The organism is Hydrocarboniphaga daqingensis (genome assembly GCF_900129825.1).
In the GTDB taxonomy this organism is placed as follows: Bacteria; Pseudomonadota; Gammaproteobacteria; order Nevskiales; family Nevskiaceae; genus Hydrocarboniphaga; species Hydrocarboniphaga daqingensis.
The window spans coordinates 79,820-98,831 of record NZ_FQWZ01000005.1 but is presented as its reverse complement, the minus strand read 5'-3'; the positions used below and the strand labels follow the sequence as shown (position 1 = coordinate 98,831).

General features: G+C 65.8%; 16 protein-coding genes. 6 read left to right on the top strand and 10 right to left on the bottom strand.

Translation table 11 applies throughout. From position 1 onward, the window contains the following. The first annotated feature begins 55 nt into the window (after window positions 1-55). Together BUB09_RS11040 and BUB09_RS11035 are read left to right on the top strand one after the other, a co-directional pair. Entirely contained in the window at window positions 56-1,021 is a 966-nt protein-coding gene (locus BUB09_RS11040; RefSeq protein ID WP_072897666.1) for an NAD(P)H-dependent flavin oxidoreductase, read from the top strand. A gap of 37 nt (window positions 1,022-1,058) precedes the next feature. Continuing rightward, entirely contained in the window at window positions 1,059-1,634 is a 576-nt protein-coding gene (locus BUB09_RS11035) for a PadR family transcriptional regulator (protein ID WP_072897664.1), read from the top strand. Window positions 1,635-1,751: 117 nt separating this feature from the next. Here BUB09_RS11035 and BUB09_RS11030 read toward each other — a convergent pair whose 3' ends face one another. The 4 genes from BUB09_RS11030 to BUB09_RS11015 all read right to left on the bottom strand — a co-directional run bounded on the left by BUB09_RS11030 (window position 1,752) and on the right by BUB09_RS11015 (window position 6,098). Next, window positions 1,752-2,894, bottom strand: coding sequence for a fatty acid desaturase (locus BUB09_RS11030; RefSeq protein ID WP_072898017.1), 1,143 nt, complete (start codon window positions 2,892-2,894; stop codon window positions 1,752-1,754). A gap of 139 nt (window positions 2,895-3,033) precedes the next feature. Then, complete coding sequence (locus BUB09_RS11025) at window positions 3,034-4,068, bottom strand: AraC family transcriptional regulator (protein ID WP_072897662.1); 1,035 nt, start codon at window positions 4,066-4,068, stop codon at window positions 3,034-3,036. A 117-nt stretch (window positions 4,069-4,185) separates the two neighbouring features. Further along, a complete protein-coding gene (locus BUB09_RS11020; protein ID WP_084083365.1) occupies window positions 4,186-5,016 on the bottom strand; it encodes an SDR family NAD(P)-dependent oxidoreductase in 831 nt (276 codons plus the stop codon). Then, window positions 5,016-6,098 carry an MBL fold metallo-hydrolase gene (locus BUB09_RS11015; RefSeq protein WP_072897660.1) on the bottom strand — a complete coding sequence of 361 codons (1,083 nt, stop codon included), beginning with the start codon at window positions 6,096-6,098 and terminating at the stop codon, window positions 5,016-5,018. The genes BUB09_RS11020 and BUB09_RS11015 overlap by 1 nt, the downstream gene beginning before the upstream one ends. Window positions 6,099-6,228: 130 nt before the next feature. On the opposite strand from BUB09_RS11015, the gene BUB09_RS11010 reads away from it, so the two are divergent. Further along, window positions 6,229-6,948, top strand: a complete 720-nt coding sequence (locus tag BUB09_RS11010) for a TetR/AcrR family transcriptional regulator (RefSeq protein ID WP_072897656.1) — start codon at window positions 6,229-6,231, stop codon at window positions 6,946-6,948. A 5-nt stretch (window positions 6,949-6,953) separates the two neighbouring features. After that, window positions 6,954-7,937, top strand: a complete 984-nt coding sequence (locus BUB09_RS11005) for an NAD-dependent epimerase/dehydratase family protein (RefSeq protein WP_072898015.1) — start codon at window positions 6,954-6,956, stop codon at window positions 7,935-7,937. Window positions 7,938-7,949: 12 nt separating this feature from the next. Here the strand turns inward: BUB09_RS11005 and BUB09_RS11000 are convergent, their stop codons facing one another. After that, window positions 7,950-8,894: a chromate resistance protein ChrB domain-containing protein gene (locus BUB09_RS11000; protein ID WP_072897654.1), complete on the bottom strand. Its 945-nt coding sequence runs from the start codon at window positions 8,892-8,894 to the stop codon at window positions 7,950-7,952. Between the two features lie 86 nt (window positions 8,895-8,980). Here BUB09_RS11000 and BUB09_RS10995 point away from each other — a divergent pair, with 86 nt between their 5' ends. Together BUB09_RS10995 and chrA are read left to right on the top strand one after the other, a co-directional pair. Further along, complete coding sequence (locus BUB09_RS10995) at window positions 8,981-9,739, top strand: superoxide dismutase (protein ID WP_072897652.1); 759 nt, start codon at window positions 8,981-8,983, stop codon at window positions 9,737-9,739. A 6-nt stretch (window positions 9,740-9,745) separates the two neighbouring features. Further along, window positions 9,746-11,083, top strand: coding sequence for a chromate efflux transporter (gene chrA / locus BUB09_RS10990; protein WP_072897651.1), 1,338 nt, complete (start codon window positions 9,746-9,748; stop codon window positions 11,081-11,083). 44 nt (window positions 11,084-11,127) lie between these two features. On the opposite strand, the gene BUB09_RS10985 is transcribed toward chrA, so the two are convergent. The 5 genes from BUB09_RS10985 to BUB09_RS10965 form a co-directional block, all read right to left on the bottom strand. Beyond that, entirely contained in the window at window positions 11,128-14,238 is a 3,111-nt protein-coding gene (locus BUB09_RS10985) for an efflux RND transporter permease subunit (protein WP_072897650.1), read from the bottom strand. 10 nt (window positions 14,239-14,248) lie between these two features. Then, window positions 14,249-15,502 (bottom strand): efflux RND transporter periplasmic adaptor subunit, encoded by a 1,254-nt coding sequence (locus tag BUB09_RS10980; RefSeq protein WP_072897648.1) that lies wholly within the window; start codon window positions 15,500-15,502, stop codon window positions 14,249-14,251. Next, complete coding sequence (locus BUB09_RS10975) at window positions 15,499-16,779, bottom strand: TolC family protein (RefSeq protein WP_072897646.1); 1,281 nt, start codon at window positions 16,777-16,779, stop codon at window positions 15,499-15,501. Before BUB09_RS10975 ends, BUB09_RS10980 begins: the two co-directional genes overlap by 4 nt. A gap of 65 nt (window positions 16,780-16,844) precedes the next feature. Next, a complete protein-coding gene (locus tag BUB09_RS10970; RefSeq protein ID WP_139250256.1) occupies window positions 16,845-17,276 on the bottom strand; it encodes a hypothetical protein in 432 nt (143 codons plus the stop codon). A gap of 135 nt (window positions 17,277-17,411) precedes the next feature. Continuing rightward, complete coding sequence (locus BUB09_RS10965) at window positions 17,412-18,917, bottom strand: hypothetical protein (protein WP_139250255.1); 1,506 nt, start codon at window positions 18,915-18,917, stop codon at window positions 17,412-17,414. Between the last annotated feature and the right edge of the window lie 95 nt (window positions 18,918-19,012).

Sequence of the window (19,012 nt, the reverse complement as noted above, 5' to 3'; positions counted from 1 at the left end):
TATGCAATCTGTTGCGTATATCGTGGGCTCATCCACCCGTCGTCGAGGTCAACCCATGGCATTGCCCGCATTGCTGCAGAACCGTCTCCGCATTCCCGTCGTCGGTTCGCCGCTGTTCATCATCTCCAACCCGGACCTGGTGATCGCCCAGTGCAAGGCGGGCATCGTCGGCTCGTTCCCGGCGCTCAATGCGCGGCCGGCCGAGATGCTCGGCACCTGGCTGCAGCGGATCAATGAAGAGCTTGACCGCCACAACCAGGCCAATCCGGACAATCCGGCGGCGCCGTATGCGGTCAACCAGATCGTGCATCGCTCCAACAACCGGCTCGATCACGACATCGAAATGTGCGTGCGCCACAAGGTGCCGATCGTCATCACCTCGCTCGGTGCCCGCACCGACGTCAACGACGCCGTTCACTCCTACGGCGGCATCACGCTGCACGACATCATCAACAACCGCTTTGCCAAGAAGGCGATCGAAAAAGGCGCCGACGGCTTGATCGCCGTGGCCGCCGGCGCTGGTGGCCACGCCGGCACCACGTCGCCGTTTGCGCTGATCCAGGAAATCCGCGAGTGGTTCACCGGCCCGCTGCTGCTGTCGGGCTCGATCGCGCACGGCAACTCGATCCTGGCCGCACAGGCAATGGGCGCCGACCTCGCCTACATCGGCTCGGCGTTCATCGCCACGCACGAAGCCAATGCCGACGCCCGCTACAAGGAATGCATCGTCGAATGCGGCGCCGACGACATCGTCTACTCCAACCTGTTCACCGGCGTACACGGCAACTACCTGCGGCCGTCGATCGTCGCCGCCGGCATGGACCCCGACAACCTGCCCGAATCCGATCCGAGCAAGATGGACTTCGGCTCCGGCGGCAATTCCGACGCCAAGGCCTGGAAGAACATCTGGGGCTGCGGTCAGGGTATCGGCGCGGTCAAGAGCATCAGCAGCGCCGCCGATCTGGTCGCGCGTCTGGAGTCCGAGTATCTGGCCGCGCGCAGCCGCTTGTTGGCGGCCTGAGCGCGCGCTGCAGCCTCGTAGCCGGTAGACGGCCGACATGGCGCTGTCGCACGCGATTCTGGTGTCGCTGCTGGACCGTCCGCAGTCCGGCTACGACCTGGCCAAGCGCTTCGATCGCACGGTCGGCTTTTTCTGGAAGGTCAGCCACCAGCAGATCTATCTGGAACTGCACAAGCTGGCGCGCAGCGGCTGGGTGGCGTCGGCGCCGGTCGAGCCCAGTGAGCGGCCTAATCGGATCGCGTATCAGCTGACCGAGGACGGTCGCAAGGCGCTCGACCAGTGGATGCTGGAGCCGACCGAGCCGCCGAATTTCAAGGAAGAAATGATCGTCAAGCTGTTCGCGCTCGAAGCGTCGAACCGCGACACGATCCGCAAAGAGATCGAGCGTCGGCGCGATCTGCACACGCAGCGCCTGGCGCATTACCAGGCGCTGATGGCCGAGCATTACCCCGAGCCGGCGCGTCTATCGGCGCGTCGGCGCGGCCGCTACCTCGGCTTGCGTATGGGCATCGTCACCGAGCAAACCACGATTGCCTGGTGCGAAGAGGCGATCGCCTGCATCGACCTCGACGCGCCCAAGCGGACCAAGTCGGACCCTGCCCGACCGCGCTAAGTGCGGGTGCCGCACAGGCGTCGGACTCAATACACGGCTGCCTCAGCGCCGCAGAGTACGGCGCTGCAAAACCTCACGCGCACCGCGTCGTGCGCGCGCGGCATCGGCAATGCTGCATCAATCGGCCGCCGCCACCGCCGACACGCGCGAGGTCGCCGGATCGGCCGCAGCCACGCCATCGACGGCATAACGATTGGCGCGGCGAAACGTGCCGATGTCGTTGAAACGCACGCCGACTTCGCGCATCACCGCATGTGCGCGACGCGCGGTCAGCTGGCGCACGTAGAAAGTTTCCTTGACGACGAAGTGATGGATGGCGTGCGTGCTGCCGAAGTTGAAGCAGAACAGCTGGAACGGCAGCAACCACCAGGCGTTCAGCACCTGCGTCTGCTGCAGCGGGTTGTTGGTCTGCACATCGCCGTAGTAATGCATGTTGGAGCTGATGAAGTGCAGGCAGAACGTGCGTAGCAAGCTCGGCAGCATGTAGACCACGCCGAACACGTCGAGCCCGTCGAGCGCGGCTTGCAGCGAGCCCGGCAGCGTCATCGGCAGCCCGAGCAGCGGCGCGATCAGCAGCAGCGCATGCGTCGCAACCCAGGTGTGAAACAGCGTGTAGTAGATGACGCCGAGCGGAAAGTAGCCGTAACGCTGCTCATGGGCGATCGCCTTGGCGGCGGCCGGCGTCGCCGGCTTCTGTGCGCGCACATAGGCCTTCACCGCACGGATCATCGTCAGCGGCCGCAGATAGACCGCGAGCAGGTTGTCGCCGGTCATCAGCAAGCGGCGCAGGCCCCAGCGCTCACCGTTGGTGATGCCGCGCTCTTCCAGGTCGGACTCGGTGCCGGAGAACTTGTGGTGATGCAGGTGCAGCTTACGGCGCACGAACGGGTTGATCGTGCTTGCGCGGGCCAGCCAGCCGAGGCTCAGCATCAAGCTGTTCGCCCATGGCGTCTTGCGGAAGTACATCAAGTGAATCAAGTCGTGTTCCAGCTCGTGAATCAACGACGCGAACATCGCCGTCACCGGCACGCAGACCCACCACGGCAGCACACCCTGCACGTACAGCAGCCCGCTGCCGATCATGCCCAGCAGCGACACAGCCATGATCGTGGCGCCGATCGCGTCCTGATGGCGCAGGAACGGATAGCGGCGGCGCACGTCGTCGCTGGCAGCGAGCACCACGTGCTTGACGCGCGCAATGCGCTCGGCATCGGTCATCGCAGCGGGCGCTGCGGCAGCAGCAGATTCGGGTCGGTTCATCGGCATCCTCGTCGTGGCACGGACAACAGGTTTGATGTCGACAGTGTCGCGGCTCGCCCCGCAAGGACGTGATCGCCGCAGGGGACGATCTTCCGGTCATTTGGGGCCAAGCGAGCGGCCCGATCGCCGGTAATCAGGCTCAGCGACGGCTGCGCTGACGCTCGCGGTATGCGCTGGGTGACAGGCCAGTCCAGCGCTGGAACGCACGGCGGAAGTTGGACGGATCGGCATAGCCGACCCGCTGCGCGATGTCGTCGATCGAGCGCTCCGACTCGACCAGCCATTGCAGGCTGTCGCGTTTGCGCACCTCGTCGAGCAGGTCGCCGAAGCTTGTGTTCTGCTCGGCCAGGCGGCGCTTCAACGTGCGTGTCGACAGATGCAGACTCGCCGCTGCTGCGACCAAGTCGGGATAGTGTCCGCCGGTGCAGACCAGCAAGGCGCGGATGCGGTCCGGCAAGCTCTGCGTGTAGCCCAGCAGCGCCATTTCGCGCTCGCACTGCTCGAACGCCATCTGCGCGGTGACCGGGTTGACCGTGGCGATCGGCACGTCGAGCAGCGCGGCGCTGAAGCGGAACTGGTTCGACGGCATGCCGAAGCGCAACCGCGGCAGGCGCTCGGCATAGCGCGCGTAGTACGGCTGTTCGGCCGAGTCGAGCCAGATTTCGGTCAGCGCATGGGCTTCGGCCGAGCCCTGCGGATTGGCGAATGCTCGGCAGATCTCGTAGACCTCGGCCATAAAGTGGTCAAAGCCGAACTGGTGCAGCGGCCCCAGCGGCACCACCTCGCGCGCCTGGACAATCGCCAGCGGCCCTTCGACCGACCTCGACAGCGTGAAGTACGGCACCCGCGTCTGCAGATAGCGAATGCCCAGGTCCGACACCTCGCGAAACGTCGCGCAGCTCATCAGCCCAAAGCCCATCAAGCCCGTCTTGGTCACGTTGGCGCGCAGGCCCAGTTCCAGCCCCACGGCCGGATCGGCGGTTTCGGTCAGCAGGTTGTAGCTGATGATCGCCTGCTGGCGCGGCGTAATCCGCGCGCTGGGCAGCTGCAGCTGTTCCAGGCTCAGCCCCGCATTGCGCAGCACCCGCTCGGCCGGCACGCCCCGCTCCACCGCCAGCTGCAACATCGCCAGCGGATAGATCGCCGATACGGATGGACGATTCAGCGAAATCATTCAGACGGAGGCTGGTGCGACGGCAGGAGACGGTCGTGCATTGTGACCCAGCCTGTCGCCGTCGCGCAGCGCGTCGTCATGTCGGCCACGCTCGCGCGGCCACCCGCTAATCCGCCGCTACTTCTGAGTCGGATCCTTGCCGGCCGCGATCTGCTGCTGCCGCTTCAAGCCGCTGCGGGTCATGCCGGCCAGCGCGCGGGCGCCGAGTGCCGGGAACGCGTTACCGAACTTGGCGATCAAGCCGCGCGACAGCGGCAGCGCGATCTCCATCGGCCGGTCGCGCAGCACCGGGCCGAGAATCGCGTCGACGACTTCACTGACGCCGAGCGCGCGGCGACCGGAGAACGTCAGTGCCGTTTGCGGCTTGCCCTTCTGGATATCGAGCATCGGCGTCTGCACCGCATCGGGACACACGGCCGTGACGGCGATGCCGCGCGCTGCCAGCTCCATCGCAGCGGCCAGCGAATAGCCGCGCACGGCGAACTTGCTGGCGCTGTACAAGCCCAGCCCCGGCACCGGCGACAGGCCGGCCAGCGAGGCGATGTTGACGATATGCCCGCGCCCGGCCGCGAGCATCGACGGCAGCACGGCCTGCATGCCGAAGATCGTGCCTTTGACGTTGATGTCGAACTGGAAGTCGACTTCAGCCGCGCTGGCATCGACGACCCAGTTTTCCTTCAGCACGCCGGCCACGTTGGCCAGCACGTCGATGCCGCCGAAGGTCTCGACGGCGCGGGCCGCGACGCGTTGCCAGGCCGCCGGATCACGCACATCGAGCGCTTGCAGTTGCAACTGGTCGGGCCCGGCCGCGTGCGCGCGCAGCACGTCCATCGCCGCCAGGTTGATATCGCAGGCCAGCACGCGGTCGCCGCGCAGCAGCAGCCGGCGCGCCAGTTCAGCGCCGATGCCGGACGCCGCGCCCGTCACGATCACGCGCAAGGACGCCATCAGTTCAGGCCCCGGCCGTGGCTCGACGGACGCAGCAGCGCGCCGTATTCGTGGTCGCCGACCAGCGCGGTCGGCGACGTGCCCGGAAACAGCCAATGGCCGTGCGACTCGGACGATGGCGCGACGTTCGGGAAGCGCTCGTCGCGCGGATTGGGCCCGGCGAGCGTCTTTTCCATGACCATCGAGATGTACTGGTCGATCACGTATTCCTGCGTATTGCCGTTGATGATCACTTCGGCGCCGGTACGCCGTGCGTAGTCGGCAACGCCGGCGATCTTGGAATGGCGTGGCTCATAGGCGTCGAGGCTGATGCCGTTTTCGCTGGTGACCAGCAAGCCCTGGTCGGTATGCACGACGATGCTGTGGTTGCCTTCGGTGTGGCCCTTGCTGCGGACCAGCGCCACCGAGCCGTCCCCCAGCAGCACGCTATCGTCGAGCAGCTCGACGCGCGATGCCGGCACGCCGGCGATGCCGTCGGGGCAGTACCACTGGTTGTGCCACGGCAGTAGCGACTGCGTGCTTTCCCACTCCTCGCGCATCACCAGCAGCTTGGCATTCGGGAAGATCGCCGAGTGTCCGTTGCCGCCGAGCCAGCGCGTCACGTTCTGCGTATGCAGATGGTCGTAGGTGATGTAGTCGACGTCGCGCGGGTCCAGACCGATTTGGGCCAGGCAGTCGAGCACCGTGGCGGTCTTCTTGAACAGCAGCGCTTCCATCATCGGCGACAGCGGGCCGGCCTTGGCGTCGAGGTCGGCAAAGAACGGCGTCGCGCGCTGATGCTCCCAGTCCGACGGACCGGCCAGCAGCGTCTTGACGCCCTCGGCGCTGTCGAACTGGATCACGAACAAGCGGTTGCACAGATGCAGAAACGGGCTGACGCCGGCGAATGCGTTCAAGTAGCCGAACTTGCTCGGATACGGCACGCGCACCAGCTCGAAGGACTTGTAGAAGCGCAGCTTGGGCCGCGACAGCAGGTCGCGCCGCAACTCGCGTGCTGCATCGCGGACGCGCTCGACCCGGGTCATCGGCCGTGGACTGTCGCGGGTACCGTCGAAATGTCGCAGAGGCTGGATCACCGACATCGTCCTTCTCCGTTATGGCTCGTGTCTGTTGCGGGGGCGGTCGGCAGTGCGGCGTGTGCCGTCTGCGTTGTCGCCGGCCCTGGATTGACTTACTGTAATTCCGACAAGACGTCTTATCAAATACCCGACGATGCCGAAAACCGCCCCACCCGATCCGCCGTCCGCGCCCGATGGCGCCACGGCAGCGCGCCGCCGCTACGGCGGCGTGGCGGCGGAGCAGCGGGCCGATGAGCGCCGCACACGTCTGCTCGACAGCGCGATGACGCTGTTCGCCGCGCAGGGCTACGCACGCACGCCGATCGAACAGCTGTGCGCCGACGCCCGCGTGACCGCCCGGCACTTCTACGAGCTATTCGACAGCCGCGAGGCACTGCTGGCGGCGCTGTATGACCGCATCATCGACGAGCTCAACAGCGAGGCACTGAGCGCGCTGCAAGCCGCGGCGCCGAACCCGCAAGCGCTGGTCACGCGCGTCGTCGGCAGCGTGATGCGCCACTACGTCGGCGATGCGCGGCGCGCGCGGATCGGCGTGCTCGAGGTGGTCGGCGTCAGCGCGGCGATGGAGCAGCGCCGGCGCGCGGCGATCCACGGTGTCGCGCGGCTGATCGAGCAGCACTTGAACCAGCGCGTGCGCGCCGATGAACTGCCACCCCGCAATTACCGACTGATCAGCATCGCCGTCGTCGGCGGCATCAACGAGCTGCTGGCCGAGTGGCTGACGGCGCCCAACCCGCCGCAGATCGACGTACTGATCGATGAAATCGCACTGATGTGCCAAGCCTTGCTGACCGGCGCTGCCGCGTTTGCCGGCAGCACCGCTGCCGCCGCTCCACCCCATTCCATGCCATGAAGCCGATGACCCACACCTCCACCACGATTGCGATTACCGGCATCGGCGGCTTCATCGGACTGCGGATGGCCGAGCGCGCCCGCGCCAACGGCTGGACCGTGCGCGGTCTCGACCTGTCGCCGGCCGGCGCCGAGCGCGCACGAGCCGCAGGTGCCGAGGTCGTCGTCGGCAGCGTCAACGACGCGGCGGCCGTCGCAGCCGCACTGCAAGGCGCCGACTGGGTGTTTCACACCGCGGCCATCGTCGAGGAAGACGGCCCGCGCGACTTGTACGAGCGCGTCAACATCGAAGGCACGCGCACCGTATGCAAAGTGGCGCAGCAGCTCGGCGTGCGGCGCCTGGTGCATCTGTCGTCGGTGATGGTCTACGGCTTCGACTATCCGCAGGACGTCGCCGAAGACGGCCCGGTCGACGGCCAGGGCAATGTCTACAACGACACCAAGCTCGCCAGCGAGCGCGTGGCGCTGTCGTTCAACGACCCACAGCGCTTGGGCGTGATCGTGATCCGCCCCGGTGACGTCTACGGCCGCGGCAGCCTGCCCTGGGTCACGCGCCCGGTGCAGATGCTGAGGCGCGGCGTGTTCATGCTGCCGGGTCGCGGCAGCGGCGTGATCAACCATGTCCATGTCGACAATCTGATCGACGGCGTGATGCTGGCGGTGGACCACGATGCGATCGGCGAGGCCTTCAACATCACCGACGGCGTTGCGACGCGCTGCGATGCGTTCTTTGCCCCGCATGCGCGGCTCGCCGGCGTCCGCCGCGTTCCGGCGCTGCCGACCTGGGCCGTGATGCTGCTGATGCGCCTGAGCCAGCCGTGGTGGCGCCTGCGCGGACAAACGCCGCCGGCGAGCCCGACCGCACTGCGCTTTCTGCTGCGGCGGCATCGCTACTCGATCGCCAAGGCCCAGGCCCGTCTCGGCTACCAGCCACGCATCGATCTCGAGCAGGGCGTGCAGCAGATGCTCAGCGGACCTCCGATCGTCTGAGGCGGTTCGCGTCTAGCTTAGCGGCGGCTGGAACGACGCCAGCAGCGCGTCGAACACCGCGCCTGCCGCGCTGATCCGCGCCACATCGTCGGGCTGCATACGCCGCAGCCCATCGATCAGCCGCGCTACGCCGGGCGCCTCGTCCTCACCGAACTTGCCGTCCTTGAAGTCGAGGTCGTGCACGATGCGGCCGATCATCGCCAGCGCTGGATCGTCGAGCCCGAAGCGGTCGAGCAGCACTTCGAATGTGCAGCGGTCGGCAACATGCGTGAACTCGCCTTGAGTCGTGTCAAAGCGCAGTTGACCGTCAACCGGCGGGTCTTGCTCTGCCGCGAACACGAACCGCGCTTCAGCGTCGATGTGGCGCTGGATCAACCAAGCGCTAGCGATCCGGTCGATGCCGACGTCCGGACGCGTCACCCATGTGCGGCTGCGATAGCCGTGCGCCGACGCGGCTCGGGCCGCGATCGGCTGTGGCCGCAGCGCTGCTTCGCGCTCGGCCAGCAGTGCCGCGCAAGCCCCGCGACCCGAAGCGCCGAAGTAGTCCAGCGCCACGATCTGCTCAAAGCGCTTGCGCGCCTTGCGCAATCGCTGACGCGGCTCGTCAATCGTGGACTCGTCGGCCGGCGCGCCGGTGCTTGGCTCGCGCAACTGCTCGATCAACTGCGCGTAATCCGCGTCGCGCGCGGCGTTGAACAACTCGCGGATCTGGGCGTCACTGACGCCGTCGACGAAGCGTGCTTCGCAGATCGACGCCTCGCCACCGAGCGCCTCGATCTCCTTTTGCAGCCACTGTAGGTCCTCGCGCGACCGCTCGCCGGCCGGTAACACGTAGACCGAGTTCTTGATGGCGACGGCGCCCAGCCCCTGCAAGCGACGCCAGATTTTGACGCGCAGATAGTCCGGCTTGGCCGGCAACAGATGGATCAGCAGCAGCCATTCAGCAAGGTTTTGCACGTTGTATCTTCCCTTTGATACGGTCGTATCATAATATGTCACGATCTGACTGGTTAGGTCGACCACAGCGACAAAGGTTGTTCCCAATGAGCAACGAAGACAGCGACGGCATCCGCCGCCGCGACGTGCTGAGCCTAATCGGCTCGGGGCTGGCGACGGCGGCCGTCGCTGCGCCGGCGCGCGCCGAGTCCGAACCGACGCTGCCGGCTGCTGGTGCATTGCTGATCAAGCCGGCTTTCGCTGGCCAGCACACGGTCCGGCCGCTGCGCTTCGACCCGGCCAAGCTGCGCGGCTTGTCCGAAAAGTTGATCCGCTCACATCACGAAAACAACTACGCCGGCTCGGTCAAAGCGCTAAACCTGATCGAGGGCCGCCTCGCGGCGGCGATGCAGGACGCGGACTTCCCGCCGATCGTCTACGGCGGTCTCAAGCGCGAAGAACTGCACCGCGTCGGCTCGGTGGTGCTGCACGAGCACTACTTCGACAACCTTGGCGGCGACGGCAAGGCTGGCGGCGACGTAGCCAAGGCGCTGTCGCAGGTCTACGGCAGCGTCGCGGCTTGGGAAGCCGAGTTTCGCCGTACGGCGATGTCGCTAGCCGGAGGTTCCGGCTGGTGCGTGCTGACGTTCAACGCCGCGACGGGCGAACTACGCAACCAATGGGCAAGCGACCACATGCACGGCGCGGTGGCCGGGGTGCCGATGCTGGTGCTCGACATGTACGAGCACAGCTATCACCTCGATTACGGCAGCGCCGCCGCGCGCTATCTCGACGCGTTTCTTGACAACGTCGACTGGCAAATCGTCGACCGCCGTTTCCAACTCGCTCTCCACCGCATGGTCTGACTGCTCATGTCCTCATCGCATGCTTCATTTCGCGACGCCTTCTTCGTCTGGCTCAAGATCGGCTTCATCAACTTCGGTGGACCGGCCGGCCAGATCGCGCTGATGCACCGGATTTTGGTCGACGAGAAGCGCTGGATATCGGAGACGCGGTTCCTGCATGCGCTGAATTACTGCATGTTGCTGCCCGGTCCCGAAGCGCAGCAGCTGGCGACCTACATCGGCTGGCTGCTGCACAAGACCTGGGGCGGCGTGATCGCTGGCGTGCTGTTCATCCTGCCGGGCTTCGTGCTGATGACCTTGATCGCGATCGCCTATGTGATCTACGGCAATCTGAGCTGGATGCAGGGCCTTTTGTTCGGCCTGCAAGCCGCGACGCTGGCGATCGTCGTCGAAGCCGTGATCCGCGTCGGCAAGAAAGCGCTGAAACATCCGGCGCTGCACGGACTCGCGGCGATCGCGTTCATCGCGATCTTTGCGTTCGCCGTGCCGTTCCCCGTGATCATCGGCGCCGCTGCAATGATCGGCCTGGCTGGCGCGCGCTGGGCGCCAACGATTTTCCAGACCAAGTCGAAAGCGGCGGCCGGCGATGATGACCATGACGCGATCCCCGATCACGCGCATCCGACCGCCAGCTGGACGCTGCGCGTGCTGTTGGCCGGCGCAGCGCTTTGGGGGCTGCCGGTCGTGTTGCTGCTGGTGACGCTCGGAGCACAGCACGTGTTCACGCAGGAGGCCGTGTTCTTCAGCAAGATGGCCGTGGTCACCTTCGGCGGCGCGTACGCCGTACTGGCCTACATGGCCCAGCAAGCGGTCGAGCGTTATGGCTGGTTGCTGCCGGGCGAGATGGTGCAAGGTCTGGCTCTGGCGGAGACCACGCCGGGGCCCTTGATTCTGGTGCTGACCTACGTGGGCTTTCTGGGCGCGTACCGCGATCCTGGCGCACTGCCGCCACTGCTCAGCGGCATCCTCGGCGGCTCGCTGTCGACCTGGGTCACGTTCGTTCCGTGCTTCCTGTGGATCTTTCTGGGCGCGCCGTACATTGAACGGCTACGCGGCAATGTCTGGCTCGGCGCGGCACTGACGGCGATCACCGCGGCCGTGGTCGGCGTGATTCTCAACTTGTCGATCTGGTTTGCAATCCACGTCCTGTTTGCGCGCGTCGACGAGGTGCAGTTCGGACTGCTGCATCTGCCATCACCGCAACTGGATTCATTGAACATCGTCGCCTTGGCACTGGGCGCCGCGGCGATGCTGGCGCTGCTGCGATTCCATGCCAACCTGCTGCTGATCCTGGCCGCTGCCGGCACGCTCGGCGTTGCCGCCAAGATGCTGGGCTACGCCTAGCGCGAGTCCGGCGACCGGCCATTGGACGCCGTCGCCGGAGTGGATCAACGACGCGCGAACAGCCGATACAAGCCCGGCAACACCAGCAGCGTCAGCAGCGTCGACGATACGATGCCGCCGATGACGACCGTTGCCAGCGGGCGCTGCACTTCCGAGCCGATACCCGTATTGAAGGCCATCGGGATGAAACCCAGCGCGGCAACCAGCGCCGTCATCAGCACCGGTCGCAGCCGGGTCTGAGCGCCTTGCAGGATCGCCTCGTCGATCGATACGCCGCGCTCACGCAACTCGCGGATGAAGCTGACCATGACCAGACCGTTGAGTACCGCGATGCCGGACAGCGCAATGAAGCCGACGCCGGCCGATATCGACAACGGAATGCCGCGCAGCAGCAGCGCGGCGATGCCGCCGGTCAAAGCCAGCGGCACGCCGGTGAAGATCAGCAGCGCATCGCGCATTGAGCCCAGCGCAAGCCACAGCAAGCCGATGATCAGCAGCAGCGTGACGGGCACGACGATCGCCAGCCGTTGCGAAGCGGACTGCAGCTGTTCGAACGTGCCGCCGTAGTCCACCCAGTAGCCGGGCGGCAGTTCGGCATCGCGGGCGACGCGGGCCTGCAGTTCGGTGACGAAGCCGCCAAGATCGCGCTCGCGCACGTTGGCGGTGACGACGACACGACGTTTGCCGTTCTCTCGGTTGATCTGGTTGGGTCCCTGCGCCAACTCTAGTTCGGCCAGCTCGCCCAGTGGGACATACCCGCCGGCATTGGGCAGCGGCACCGGCAGGCGTGCAAAGGCATCGACGTTGCGGCGCAGCGGCTCGGGCAAGCGCACCACGAGATCATGTCGCCGATCACCATCAAACACCGCGCCGACCGATTGACCGCCGTAGGCCGCCGCGACCAGGTTCTGCAAGACGGCGACGTTGAGGCCATAACGTGCCAGCGCCTCACGCCGCGGATTGACGCTCATCACGGGCAGGCCGGTAATCTGTTCGAGTGTTGCGTCCTCGGCTCCCGACACCGTTTTGACGATGGCTTCGATGCGCTCGCCGATTGCTGCCAGCGTTTCGAGCTTGTCGCCATAGACCTTGATCGCCACATCGGCGCGGACACCCGACAGCAGTTCGTTGAAGCGCATCTGGATCGGCTGCGTGAACTCATAGTTGTTGCCGGGAATGGGTCGCACCGTGGCTTCGAGTTCGGCGACGACCTGGGCTTTCGGCTTGCTTGGATCAGGCCAGTGTTCGCGGTCCTTGAGGATGATGAAGTTGTCGGCCACCGACGGCGGCATCGGATCGGTCGCAATGTCGGCCGTACCGATCTTGGCGACGATGTGGTCGACTTCGGGCATGGCTTTCACCGCTGCTTCGAGCTGCTTCTGCATGCCGACCGCCTGCGTCAAGCTGGTGCCGGGAATGCGCAGCGCGTGCATTGCGATATCGCCTTCATCAAGGCTCGGCAGAAACTCCGAGCCCATCTGCGACGTCGCAAGACCGGCCAGCACGACCAACAGCAGCGCACCGCCGGCAACCGGCACGCGCGCGCGCAGCACTGCAGCCAGCATCGGGGCATAGACGCGCTGCGTCACGCGGGCGAACCCGCCGTCGCGATGCGGCTTAGGCACGGTGATCAGCAGCGCCACCGCGGCCGGTACAGCGGTGACCGACAACGCCATGGCCGCCACCAGCGCCATCACCACGGTTTGCGCCATCGGATGAAACATCTTTCCTTCGACACCGCTGAGCGTAAAGATCGGCAGGTAGACGGCGGTGATGATGAACACGCCAAACAGCGCCGGACGGATGACCTCGCGTGTGGCCTCGAACACGGTGTTGAGTCGCTGCTCCAGCGGCATGCGTTCACCGGTGGCAGCTTGCGACAATCGCCGCAGCGCGTTCTCGACGATGATCACCGCACCATCGACGATCAGGCCAAAGTCGAGCGCACCCAGGCTCATCAGATTGGCCGACACACCCGTCTGCACCATGCCGGAGATCGTCAGCAGCATCGTCAACGGGATGACCATCGCGGTCAGCAGCGCAGCGCGCAGATTGCCGAGCATCAGGAACAGCACGACGATCACCAGCAGCGCACCTTCCAGCAGGTTCTTCTGCACGGTGCCAAGCGTCTTGTCGACCAGCCGCGTGCGGTCGTAGGCCGGCACGATCTTGATCCCTGATGGAAGTGAGCGCGCGATCTGCTCGATCTTGGCAGCAACCGCCTTTGCCACCGTGCGGCTGTTCCCGCCGACGCGCATCAGCACGGTGCCGAGCACGACTTCATGCCCGTCCTGGGTCGCCGCGCCGGTGCGCAGATCGGAGCCGATCGCCACTGTCGCCACATCACCGACACGAACCGGCGCGCCCGACACGTTTTTGATCACGACGGCAGACAGATGCTCGATGGCGCCGGTACTGCCATCAACCTGGCCGGGTATGCGCAGCAGCATTTGCTGACCGAAGCGCTCGATGTACCCGGCGCCGCGGTTGCCGTTGTTGGCCTCCAAGGCATCGGTGAGATCGCCGATCGAAAGACCGTAGGCCAGCAGCCGCGACGGATCGGGTTGCACCAGAAACTGTTTCTCGTAGCCGCCGATGGAGTTCACGTCGGCAACGCCCGCCACCCGCAACAGCTGTGGTCGCACGATCCAGTCCTGCGCAAGACGCAGGTCGGTGGCGGTGACGGCGCTGCCGTCGGTATTGCGCGCTCCGGGCTCGGCATCAACGGTGTACATGTAGATCTCGCCCAAGCCCGTCGCTGCCGGCCCCATCTGCGGTTCGATGTCCGCAGGCAGCAAGCTACCGACCGATTGCAGGCGCTCGGCGACTTGCTGGCGCGCAAAGAACGGATCGGTGCCATCTGCGAAGGCCACGGTGACTTGCGAGAGCCCGTAGCGGGAAAGCGATCGCGTGTAATCCAGACCGGCCAGGCCCGCCATCGCGGTTTCCAACGGCAGCGTCACGCGTTGTTCGGCTTCGAGCGGCGTGTAGCCGACGGCCTCGGTATTGATCTGCACCTGGACATTGGTGATGTCTGGCACCGCGTCGATCGGCAGAAACCGATAACTCCAGATGCCAACCGCGGCGATCATGAACACCGCGATCAGCATCGGGACACGATGTCGGATCGACAGCAACAGAATGCGTTCGAGCATGGCGGGCCCCTTAGTGGTCATGGCTCGCGCCGGACTTTTCGATGTCGGCCTTGATCAGGTAACTGTTCTCGGCCACGTAGTCGGCACCCGCATCGATGCCGCCCAGCACCTCTGCGTGGGTTTCGTCCTGACGGCCAAGCTCGAGCATGCGCACCTCGTAGGTTTCGCCGACCTGCTCGAACACCGCGCTAAAGTCTCTAAAGCTCTGAAGACCGCTGCGCTTGACCGCCAGCGGTACGACGGTTTCGCCGATCTGCACGGTGCCCTGCACGAAGAGCCCCGGCGTCCAAGCAGCGCGCTCGTTGTCGAGCACGATGCGCGCGGTATATACGCCGCTGAGCGAGCCATGCTGTGCGCCTTCGGCCGGCGCGATGCGCACGACCTTGCCCCTGCCTTCGATGTCGCCGTCGACTGTTTTCAGCGCCGCCATCTGCCCGACTTTGACTCGCTGCAAGTCGCGCGGAAACAGCGACAGCTCGGCCCACAACTGCGCGTAGTCCGCGATCACGAACAGCGGATCGCTGCCAGCGCCTTCACCGGTATTGGCGTGGCGCTCGACGACGATGCCGGCAATCGGCGACGTCACCGCATACGTTTGCAGGCTGTCGTTACTCTCGACGCTGGCGAGCGTCTCGCCTTTGCTGACCCTATCGCCGACCGACTTGGCCACTGACTTGATGACGCCCGGGAACCGCGCCCTGACGGCGCGCACCTGCTCGGCGTTCGGCACGATGCGTCCGGTCAACGTCACGGTGTCGGCGATCGTCGCGGGTCCGGCCTTTTCGGTTTTGACCCCAGCGTCGGCCGCGATCTTGGCGGCGATGCGGGTACGGCCTTCGAAGCTGTCGAACGCCCAGCGATACGGCTTGCCGTTCGCGGTCGCCGTCACCACCACGCTGAACGAGTGAGGCTCGTTCACGATACCGCTGCCGATCAGATACTCGCCGCGAGGCGAGAACGTGAAGCGGTCGACCTGGTTACCGAGGCGCGTCAGCTCCACGGTGACCGTTGCCGCGTCAGGCGGTAGCGGCTGGTCGTTACGGAACAGGTAGACGTGATACTCCGGCGGCACGCCGTCTTCGAAGATCTGTAGCTCCAGGCCGAAATCACCGTCGCGCAGCAGGCGGCCGCGATGCGGCCCGCGTTCGAACGCCTCGGCCTTGGCGTCTTGCCCCGGTTCGCTGGCGGCTTCGGATTGCGACTTGCAGGCGGTCAGTGCGACGACGGCCAGCAGTCCGGCCGCAAACAGAGTGAGGCATTTCATGGACGGTCTCCAGTCGTGGCCAGGCTTTCGCCGGCCAGGCGCTCGATGTCGATACGGTTGCTGTGGAAGTCGGCAGCGGCGTCAATCAAGCGAACGCGCGCCGTCAGCAGGCGCTGCTGGGCATCGGCCCACTCCAGGTACGAGTAGCGCCCGCGCAGATAGGCGTACCGGGTCTTTTCGAGTGCGCTTTCCAGCTGCGGCAGCACCTCGTCGCGCACCACACCGGCGACGTGCCGGGCATGTTCCATTTCCTGGTATCGCGCGAACAGCTGGTCTTGTGCCTTCAAGAACGCGCTCTGCCGGTCGAACTCGATACGGCCTTGCTCGGCGCGCAGTGCATCAATCTGCGGCGTGGCCCGCGCCGATGCGAACAGCGGCAGTCCGATGCCGGCGACCATGCCGACGTCATCTCCGATCTCATAGCGACGGACGCCTATCGTCGCGCGTAGATCGGCGCGTCGTTGCCGCTCTGCAAGCTGCACTTCGGCATCACGCAGCCGCTGCTCGTCAGCAAAGCGTAGAAAATCGGGTGAAGCCCTCAGCCTTGCGACCCAATCGCCGAACACAGCGGCTGCAGGCAGCAGCAGAAGTTCGCCTTGAGCCTCGCCGAAGTCGGCCTCCGCGGCGCCCGTAGCCGCCGCCAGAGAATGGCGACGCGTTGCCAGATTGTGGATGGCATCTTCGAGGTCCAGCCGCGCTTCGGCGACCGCCACCTGGGCTCGTGCCGACTCGGCCTCGGGCGCGGCGGCGGCGCGCACACGACGTTCGACAGCCAGCGCCGTGCTTTCGGCCAGGCTCAACGACTCGCGTGCGATCAGCACGCGGGACTGCTGGGCCAACGTGGCAATAAAGCGCCGTGCCACCTCGGCGACGATATCGAGTTGCCGAACGGCTTGTTCGCTGCGCTGGCGGTCGAGACGGGCCGCCGCGACGGCACTGCGTGCATCGCGCTTGCCACCGAGCTCGATGACCTGGCTCAAGCTCAGCGTGGTCTGCGCTGATTCGATGCCGGAGCGTGCGCCGGACCCACCGATATCCTCGACCAGCAGGTCCAGCTCCGGAGCCGGACGCAGTTGCGACTGTCGGGACAGCGCCTGCTGGGCTTGGACATCAAAAGCGAAGCCCGCCAACTCGGGATGCGTCTGCAACGCGAGCTGTACGGCGCCGGTCAGCGTCATCGGGGGGCCGGAAGCGACCTCAAGATCGGTGGCTGCCGCAACGGCAGCGAACAGGCCGGTCCACGCCATCGTCAGGGCGCGCGAAAACAGGTACTGCATGGTGGAACTCCCAACGCATCAATCAGCCGCGCGAACGCGGCAAACCCCTCTAGGCAGGACTGGAATCAGCCTGCGAGCGGCGGTGCGTGGGATAGAGGTTTGAAGTGGGTCCAACGACGCTGATGACGATGCTCGCGCCTGGCGTCGGCGTAGCGTGGCGCGCGCCGGGGCAGTAGCAGCAACCCGGCGATCGCCGACAACAAGCCGATCATCAGCATCGGCGGCAGCTTGCCGGTGGTCTTGTCCGGGGAGTCGGCGTCGACTTCACCGTGGGCCATGTGAACCGCCAGATGATCCGAAGCCGTTTCGGCGATCAGCCCGCTGTGGTCATGGCTGTGGTCATGGTCATGCTCGAGCGCCTGTGCGTCGAGGGTCTGCAATGCCGCTACCGCGTCGTGATGACTCGAAGGCATGTAATGCGCGTGCAGGCCGAGCACGCGCGTCAGCGCCAGCAGCAGGCACAGCACCAGCACGATGAAAGGCGGGAGTCGGATCACGACTGCATGCTCGCACGTTATGCCAGCGTCGCCAACGAGCGCGGTGGCGGCGTTCGTGTTCAAGTGTTCGACAGAAACCCTGGCGGACCGGCGCGATCGCACCGGTACGCCAGGGTCATCAGCGACGCACCGCCGCTAGTTGCAGCCGGCGCGGATGTCGTCGCAACGCTGACGCGCACCGCTGCGGTCAGGGAAGTCACGCGCCGACTGGTAGCGGAAGCTGAGCTTGGCCACCGCATCAGGGCTGGCATCGTCGAGCAGCCGCTGATCGGCGTCGGCATGACCGGGCTCGCCTGGCAGTTTCAGCCACCGGTCGAACCAAGCCAGGCTGTAGGCGGTGATCGCCGGACGGCCCCAGCCACCACGGCAAGCGCCGCTGCTGGTGTCCGCGCACCAGGAGCTGGCCGGGAATGACGGCAGCAGCGAGAAATCAAAATGCGTCGTCCCCTGCAGCGTGATGCCGTACGTTGGGACACCCGCCTGCTGCCACAGCTTGATGGTCGACCGATGTGCATCGGCCGGAGGTGGCAGCAGATAGGGCACCGGCGCAAACGCGTAGTCGGCATTGAAGCTCATGGCCGGCACTTGCGGAGCGAAGGCCGGCAGCCCGCCCAGTGCAGCCAACTGGGTCAGCGCGACCGCCAAGCCCGGTGGAATCGGCAGATTGGCCAGCGTCGACAGACCCGAGCCATCGGGCGCGAGCAGACTGTCGTAGGCGATGGCCGCCTTGACCGGGTTTACGCTGTCGATCAGCCCCGGCCAAGGATCGGCACCCGGCGCGCCGTAGCCCTGCACCACCGATACGCCGATGGCGCCCAACGAGTGCCCAGCGATGCCGAGGCGATCGGGATCGAGCTGCTGCCAGATCGGATTGAACGCGGTCGTCTCTGTCGGGTAGGTGCCTTCGCAACGCTGCTGGTGCGGGTACGGGCGCTGCGGCGACGAGCGGAAGAAATCGATGGCATCGACCTGCCCTTCCCAGAACACCTTCGGATTGAAGTTGCTGCCCTGCTGGAACCCCGGCGTCTGCAGATCGCTGCGGCCCTGGCCCCGTGGGTCATAGGTCATCACAGCGTAGCCGGCGCGCACCAGTGCTTGCGCCAACCACCAGTACGCCGTCTCGGGTGCTTGCACCGAACCATTGGTGAAGACCACGGCCGGCAGACGGCGATTACCCGCGCCAGTCGGCAGCCATACGCGACCCGACAAACGCGCACAGTCGCGATCGTAGAACACCACCGGCGTGACACTCGCTTCGTCGGTGTAGAACGCAGCGCCATCAGGCCCTTTGGCATTTGGAAACAGGAACGGGTCGCCCGCGCATTGCAGACTCCAGGTCGCGCACAGCGGGGTCACCGGCGTGTTCAGCGGCAGGCGTGCTGCCGAACTCGGGTCGGCTTGCAGCGAGGCGACCAAGGCTTGCAGTTGTGCGGCCAACGCAGCGGGTTCGGTTAGCACGCCGAGCAACGGCGTGGACGCCAGCAACCAGCTCGGATCCGCCGCACTACGTGCCAGATAGCTCAACAGATTGGTCAGGCTCTGTGTCAGCCAACGCTGCACAAAGGCTGGATTGGTCACCTGCTCGGCTGGTCCACCCAGAGCTTTGGCGTAGTTGGCCGCTTCGCAGGCGGTCCATTGCACCGATGGATACGGTGCCGTATCGCAACGACGATCGACGTTGAGCGCCGTTGTTGCCGTCGTTACAACGGTGGTGATGGGACTTGTCCCAAGCTCGG